At 59.5% G+C, this 6,574-nt stretch carries 5 protein-coding genes and 5 pseudogenes; 6 read left to right on the forward strand and 4 right to left on the reverse strand.

Features of this window, described 5'->3' with window-relative positions; all coding sequences use genetic code 11:
• A pseudogene (gene trkD, locus X733_RS01000000166985) lies at positions 1 to 234 on the forward strand (potassium transporter Kup); the annotation flags it as partial.
• A gap of 141 nt (positions 235 to 375) precedes the next feature.
• Positions 376 to 2,055: a potassium transporter Kup gene (locus tag X733_RS136600; RefSeq protein WP_023820449.1), complete on the forward strand. Its 1,680-nt coding sequence runs from the start codon at positions 376 to 378 to the stop codon at positions 2,053 to 2,055.
• A gap of 89 nt (positions 2,056 to 2,144) precedes the next feature.
• Here the strand turns inward: X733_RS136600 and X733_RS1000000169230 are convergent.
• The 3 genes and pseudogenes from X733_RS1000000169230 to X733_RS136590 form a co-directional block, all read right to left on the reverse strand.
• A pseudogene (locus X733_RS1000000169230) lies at positions 2,145 to 2,893 on the reverse strand (IS6 family transposase).
• Between the two features lie 50 nt (positions 2,894 to 2,943).
• Positions 2,944 to 3,143 (reverse strand): annotated as a pseudogene (locus tag X733_RS1000000169235) (DUF1403 family protein); the annotation flags it as partial.
• Positions 3,144 to 3,340: 197 nt separating this feature from the next.
• The gene (locus X733_RS136590; RefSeq protein WP_023690673.1) at positions 3,341 to 3,718 is read right to left on the reverse strand and encodes a hypothetical protein; all 378 of its coding nucleotides are present in this window, start codon (positions 3,716 to 3,718) and stop codon (positions 3,341 to 3,343) included.
• A 278-nt stretch (positions 3,719 to 3,996) separates the two neighbouring features.
• Here X733_RS136590 and X733_RS01000000166990 point away from each other — a divergent pair.
• The 3 genes and pseudogenes from X733_RS01000000166990 to X733_RS136575 all read left to right on the forward strand — a co-directional run bounded on the left by X733_RS01000000166990 (position 3,997) and on the right by X733_RS136575 (position 5,531).
• Positions 3,997 to 4,738: pseudogene (locus X733_RS01000000166990) on the forward strand (IS6 family transposase).
• Positions 4,735 to 4,914, forward strand: coding sequence for a hypothetical protein (locus tag X733_RS136585; protein ID WP_031194388.1), 180 nt, complete (start codon positions 4,735 to 4,737; stop codon positions 4,912 to 4,914). The pseudogene X733_RS01000000166990 and the gene X733_RS136585 overlap by 4 nt, the downstream one beginning before the upstream one ends.
• A gap of 272 nt (positions 4,915 to 5,186) precedes the next feature.
• A complete protein-coding gene (locus X733_RS136575) occupies positions 5,187 to 5,531 on the forward strand; it encodes a hypothetical protein (protein WP_031194390.1) in 345 nt (114 codons plus the stop codon).
• 105 nt (positions 5,532 to 5,636) lie between these two features.
• Here X733_RS136575 and X733_RS1000000170445 read toward each other — a convergent pair whose 3' ends face one another.
• A complete protein-coding gene (locus tag X733_RS1000000170445; protein WP_081730999.1) occupies positions 5,637 to 6,041 on the reverse strand; it encodes an acyl carrier protein in 405 nt (134 codons plus the stop codon).
• Between X733_RS1000000170445 and X733_RS136565 the strand changes: the two are divergent.
• A pseudogene (locus tag X733_RS136565) lies at positions 5,992 to 6,574 on the forward strand (response regulator); the annotation flags it as partial. The gene X733_RS1000000170445 and the pseudogene X733_RS136565 sit on opposite strands and share 50 nt — an antisense overlap.

Consider the following 6,574-nt stretch of genomic DNA (forward strand, 5'->3'; position numbering starts at 1 on the left):
CCCAACATTCCGCGCGCGCTGGCGATCTGCCGCAAGCAGGGCTGGAAGTTCGACATCATGACGACGTCGTTCTTCCTGTCGCGGCGCTCGCTCAAGGCATCGCCCAATTCCGGCATGCCGGTGTGGCAGGACAAGCTGTTCATCGGGCTCGCCCGCTCGGCGGCCGATGCGACGGAGTATTTCCAGATCCCGACCGGACGTGTGGTCGAGATCGGCACGCAGGTGGCGATCTGAGGTTTCCGGCAGCCTTTGACGCCACGCACCGGTCATTGCGGGGCAAGCCCTGCGCTGGGAACATGGTAGCCCTACCGTCACGGCACTTGATATTGCATCGCAGCAAGCGTAGAGCACCGCGCGCTTATCGGAGTGTCGTCCATGGCCCTTACCAATGCTGGTATTGAGGCAGAACCCGTCGAACAATCGAGCCATCCCGAAATCGAACAGCACAGCACCAAAGTTCTGATGCTGGGCGCGCTCGGTGTGGTCTATGGCGACATCGGCACCAGCCCGATCTACGCCTTCCGGGAAGCGCTTGTTGCGTCCTCCGGCGGCGAAATCGCCGAGCGCGGCGATATTCTGGGCGTGCTGTCGCTGATCATCTGGTCGTTGACGATTATCGTCACCATCAAATACATCATGTTTGTGCTCAGAGCCGACAACCGAGGCGAGGGCGGCGTGCTGTCGCTGATGGCACTGGCGCGCGGCAGTTTCCCGACCCGCTCGGCGATCATCCTGGCCATCGGTATTGTCGGCGCGTCATTGTTCTTCGGTGACGCCGTCATCACGCCGGCAATCTCGGTGCTTTCGGCGGTTGAAGGCATGAATGTCGTTACCCCGACCTTCCAGCCCTACGTCGTGCCGCTGACACTGGTCATCCTTGCGATCCTGTTTTCGGTGCAGCGCTTCGGGACCGGCGGTGTGGCGCTGATCTTCGGGCCGATCACGGCGGTCTGGTTCCTGGCTATCGGTCTTTCGGGCTTGAACCACATCATCGCCGATCCCGAAATCCTGTGGGCGGTCAGCCCGCACTACATCGTCGCCTTCCTGATCAATTCGCCCGATGTCGCCTTCGTCACCATCGGCGCCATCTTCCTCGCCGTCACCGGTGCCGAAGCGCTTTATGCCGATCTCGGCCATTTCGGCCGCAAGCCCATCGTGCTCGCCTGGCTGGCCATCGTGTTTCCCTGCCTGCTGCTAAACTATGCCGGGCAGGGCGCTTTCGTGCTGGCGAAGAACGGTCACGTCGGCCACCCATTCTTCGAGATGAACGAAGGCTGGACGCTGATCCCGATGGTGGTGCTGGCCACTGCCGCGACGGTTATCGCCAGCCAGGCGGTGATCTCCGGCGCCTTCTCGCTGACCCGGCAGGCGGTGCAGCTCAATATGCTGCCGCGGCTCGAAATCCTGCACACGTCGGAACGGCAGTCGGGCCAGATCTACATGCCGCGCGTCAATGTTTTGCTGGCGTTGGCGGTGATGTTGCTGGTCGTCGGTTTCGGCGAATCGAGCAAGCTCGCCTCCGCCTATGGCATCTCGGTGACCGGCAACATGTTGGTGACGACGGTGCTGCTGTTCGTCGTCATGACCCGCATCTGGAAATGGCGGCTGTGGGTGGCGGTCGCCATGACGGCGCTGTTCGGCTTCATCGACATCGGCTTCTTCGCCTCCAACATCGTGAAGGTGTTCGAGGGCGGCTGGGCGTCGCTTGCGGTGGCCTTCACCATCGTTCTGGCGATGTGGACCTGGGTGCGCGGCAGCCGCTATCTGTTCGACAAGACCCGGCGCAACGAAATCCCGCTCGATTTCCTCGCCGGCAATCTGNCCAACATTCCGCGCGCGCTGGCGATCTGCCGCAAGCAGGGCTGGAAGTTCGACATCATGACGACGTCGTTCTTCTTGTCGCGGCGCTCGCTCAAGGCATCGCCCAATTCCGGCATGCCGGTGTGGCAGGACAAGCTGTTCATCGGGCTCGCTCGCTCGGCGGCCGATGCGACGGAGTATTTCCAGATCCCGACCGGACGTGTGGTCGAGATCGGAACGCAAGTGACGATTTAGGGCATGCCGCGGTTGAGAAGAATCGGTGCTGTCACATTGATTGAGCGGGTAAGGAAATTCAGGTAGCAGCGCGCCCGGCACTGTAAGTTTCAGCGGCTTGATGCACGCGATAGCTGGCCGGGACGGCTGTCACGCTGTGGCGACACACGCGATTTTGTTCCAGATTTGCATGGGGGCGTTACGCAGGTCTCGATGTTGAGCCGATGACAGCGCATTGCAGGGAAAGTGAGCAGGTCGGCAATCGGATCATGGATGGAAACGAACCGCTGAAGCTGGCGTGCCGACTTGAAGCGTTTCATGATCCTTTCGCGTCGTCGGGTCGGCTGGTGCGAATTTTCCGCTCGATTATTCAGGCCTGTGTGCGACCGGTGTTCGACGCCGGGCAAGAGGTCGCGCATGGCGGCATCATAGGATCGGAGCTTGTCGGTGATCATGATCCGTGGTGTCCGCCCTTGAGCTTTCAGCAACTTGCGCATCAGACGCTTTGCCGCCTTGGCATTTCGGCGGCTTTGTACCAGCACTTCGAGGACGAAGCCGTCCTGATCGACGGCACGCCAGAGCCACTGCTTCTTGCCACTGATAGCCACGACACATTCGTCGAGATGCCATTTGTCGCCCGGGCAGCCGGCTGATATTGATCTCCTGGGCGAAATGCCGTCCGAATTTCTCCGCGCAGCTTCGAACAGTCTGATGCGTGACGATGATGCCGCGGGCCGCCAGCATGTCCTCAACCATGCGCAGGCTGAGCGGAAAGCGAAAGTAGGCCATACCGCGTGCGCAATGATCTCGGGGGAAAGCGCTGGCGACCATAGAGCGGACCACGAGCAACTTCTGACATGGCCCAATGTAAGCACATCTTCATAAGCTGTCGGTTGACTTTACGGTGCCGCGCCAAGCGAGCAGCATCCGGCCGGCGGGGCCGACCCCGTCTCCCGGCCGTGAGCAGAACGGCATCACGCAGGGGCCGCTTCATCCTCGACGCGGCCAGCCTGCTTTGCCGTTACCGCAGCCGCCGAAAGCGCCAGGCGTTGCCGCCAGGCGCCGGTCCGCCGGCAGCGGTTCGTCTCCACCGATGATTCGATTGCCAACCAATTCCACTTTCCCCCATACCTGCGTAACGCCGCTATGCAAATCTGGACAAAATCGCGTATGTCGCCGCAGCATGACAGCCGTCCCGACCAGCTATCGCTGCATCAAGACGCTGATATCTTACAGTGCCCGCACGCCTCTCGCGCGCCAACGGCCAGTCGGTGTCGCGAATTGAGGCGCGCTGAAGCCGTCCGGCTCAGCCGATCATGGCGCTTCGGTTGCCGGGTTCGAGGTCGTGGCCTCTGCCGCTGCGCGATTCTAGCAATTGCGCCTTGGAGAGCTCTGCTTCAGCCTCGGCGAGGCATGGCTCGGCTGCGGTTCTCTGCCGCAGAAGGTCCGATTGCGAATTCTTGACGTTGTCACGACGTAGGCGAGCGGCCTTGGCGAACGTCGGATAAGCGAAATGATTGACATCGGAGATGCCGCCCTTCGTTTCCTCGGCGTTTATCTGGAACTCCAGTTCTCGCGCCATGCGTTCGAAATCGGCAATCATGATGTCTAGCTGGTGCAACTGTCGTCGCTTCTCATTCACCTGAAATTGCTTCAGTCGGACCAGATTACCTCGTGGCTTCATGACTCGGTACTCCGGTACCCATTTCGTCCAATCAAACCGCTCTCTCCCCTTGACGTTAGGCCTACAGCGACTCTCACGTTTTCTGCTGCGAGCGGAAACATATTTTCCAAAATTCTTGGCCGATGGCTATGAGTTCAATGCATCGACAAGCATGCGAGCGGGGGACTTAAGGGGCGGTAAAAAAAGGCGGAATAGGGCGATTTTCACAATGTCTGCATATGAACGCGTTGAGACCTGCGGCGGGCTTGACACACAAAGCAATCGTCAAGATTTGCGACATGGACGCCGGGGGGCATGAATACGCCCGCCGTCAGCTACACGCCCCCCGATTTCCGCCGCCTATTATCGCCCACGCGCTCTGGCTTTATTTCCGGTTTCCGCTGAGCCTGCGCCTGTTGAGGAAATGCTGCTGGAACGCGGCATCGTGGTTTCGTATGAGACAAGTCGCCGGTGGGGCATCTAAGTTCGGGCTGGACTGCGCTCGCTGCTTGCGCCGCAAGCCGCCGTGCCGGAATGATGTCTGGTACCTGAACGAAGTGGTCGTCACCATCGCCCGGCAAAAAGCTTTGGTTGTGGCGCGCCGTCGACCAGGATGGATATGTGCTGGACGAAATCGTGCAAAACCGCCGCAACACCAAGGCCGCCAAGCGCTTGCTGACGCGGCCGTTGAAGAAGCAGGGGCTCGCGCCGAAGCGCATGATCACCGACTAGCTGCGCTCGTATGGAGCGGCAAAGCGACAGGTGATGCCGGACGTCAAGCACCGGTCGCACAAGGGGTTGAACAACGGAGCGGAGAATTCCCATGTGCCGCCGCGAAAACGGGAGCGGATGATGCAGAGGTCCGATCGCCGGGAGGCCTGCAACGCTTCGTCTCGACCTTGTCAGCCCTCCGCAACCTCTTCGTCCCGCCCCAAACGTTCTGCTCTCGCCATACATGTTCATCGCCTCAGCGCGATGGCGCTGGTGATATCACGACGCGTTTGTACCGCTCGACCTACGCCACAGGTGCCGACGCTGTGACGAGCTTCGTCGGTCGCGTGTCGAGTGACGGCACCGGGGACAATTATCGTCGACCGCAGTCCATTGCCCAGACCAAGGCGCTTCTCGGCGTCGGCACGATGGCAAATCGCAGCGTCACGATCTCGGCCGCTGCCCCTTCTGGCGGCGTGGACGGTGATTTCTGGGTGCAGCCGTAATGGCCCTTTACGTCAAAGCCTCCGGGGTCTGGGGGGCGGCTAGCGCCGTATGGGTGAAAATCTCAAGCCTCTGGACCAAGGCTCGACAGGTCTATGTGCGCAGCTCGGGCGTCTGGGAGAAAATGTTCCCGATAGATCTGGTCTTCAATGGCACTCACGAAGACTCGACTGCCAACGACCGTTTACACCCACACCAGCATTCCGCTTCTTGTCGCGCCACACGCTAATCGTCGTGTCATCGTGACAACTGAGACCACTGACACCGAAGTGCAGTGACCGTCAACAGTATGACGATTGGGGGTGTGGCTGCCACCCTTCTCGCTCAGGTGGAAAGCATCTTCAATTCTGGTGTGGTCTATCTGTCAGTGTGGTCGGCCCTCGTGCCAACCGGTACGACGGCAACGATCGTGACCACGTATAGTGAGAGCGTGTTCCGTGACTACATGTCGGTCTATACGACCACCAATTGGGATGGTGTGGTGGGCACTGTTGCCTCTGACAACAATTCAACGGGTGGCCTGACAACGACCGTCAGCATTGGTGCCGTGGGCGCAGCGATCGCAATTGCGGGCAACGCCACCAAGGGGGCATCGGCACTGCGACATGGACCGGGCTGACCCAACAGTTCTCAAACACACCAGTCACGAATAGAAACCACAGCGGAGCAATGGCAATAGCTACCGCCGCCCAAGCTGCCCTCACCGTAACCTGTGCCTACAGCACTACTCCAGCACTTGTCGCACTGCTGGTGGTTCCGCGGTGCGCAACTCCTGACTGGCGACGGCGTCGGCGACATGCCTTACGGACTCGTATTGCCAGAGCTTGTAATCGTCGACAAACCAGCCAAGTCGGCTCTCGATCGCCGTAGCAAGCTCGTTATAGTCGAGGCTGTCGAGGCCGAGATCCCGCATTCTGGTTGTCATCGACACCTCTACTTTTTCCGCAACTAGAGCGTTGAGGGTTTTGAGAACCAGTTGTTCAATTTCAAGTAATGTCATCACTAATACATGCCTTTTGCTTGCAGATTCAGGTAATGCAACCCTGATCGGGGCGCAACCCCCAAAACGAGGTGTGCCGTTGAAACATGTTCTTGTCATTGACGATGATGCCGCAATGCGGCGCCTCATCGCCGATGCATGCCCTGAAGGTAACCGCAGTCCACGATAGCAAGCAGTTTGACTATGTTCTTTCACGTGAGCCAGTCGATCTCGTGGTTGTTGACCTTAACCTAGGCCGGGAGGATGGACTTGCGATCGTCCGCAATCTGGCGACAAAATCGGATGTTCCTATCATAGTGATCAGCGGCGACCGGCTTGATGAGGCGGAAAAAGTGGTTGCACTGGAGCTCGGCGCAACCGATTTCATTCCCAAGCCTTTCGGGATGCGCGAATTCTTGGCCCGCATTCGAGTAGCGCTACGCCAGCGCATTTCTAGTCCGCGAACCAGAGAGCAGCGCTCATTTCGCTTTGGGGCCTGGAAGCTCAGCGTGAAGCAGCGGCGACTGATCTGTGCGGAGCGTGGCGAGGTCAAGCTTACCGCATGTGAGTTCAATCTCTTGATCGCATTTCTGGAGAACCCCCGCAACGTGCTATCCAGAGAACGGCTTTTGCTCGCGAGCCGTGTGCGTGGAGAAGAGGTGTACGATCGAAGTATCGATGTC

It is taken from the genome of Mesorhizobium sp. L2C066B000, assembly GCF_000502335.1.
Taxonomy (GTDB): Bacteria; Pseudomonadota; Alphaproteobacteria; order Rhizobiales; family Rhizobiaceae; genus Mesorhizobium.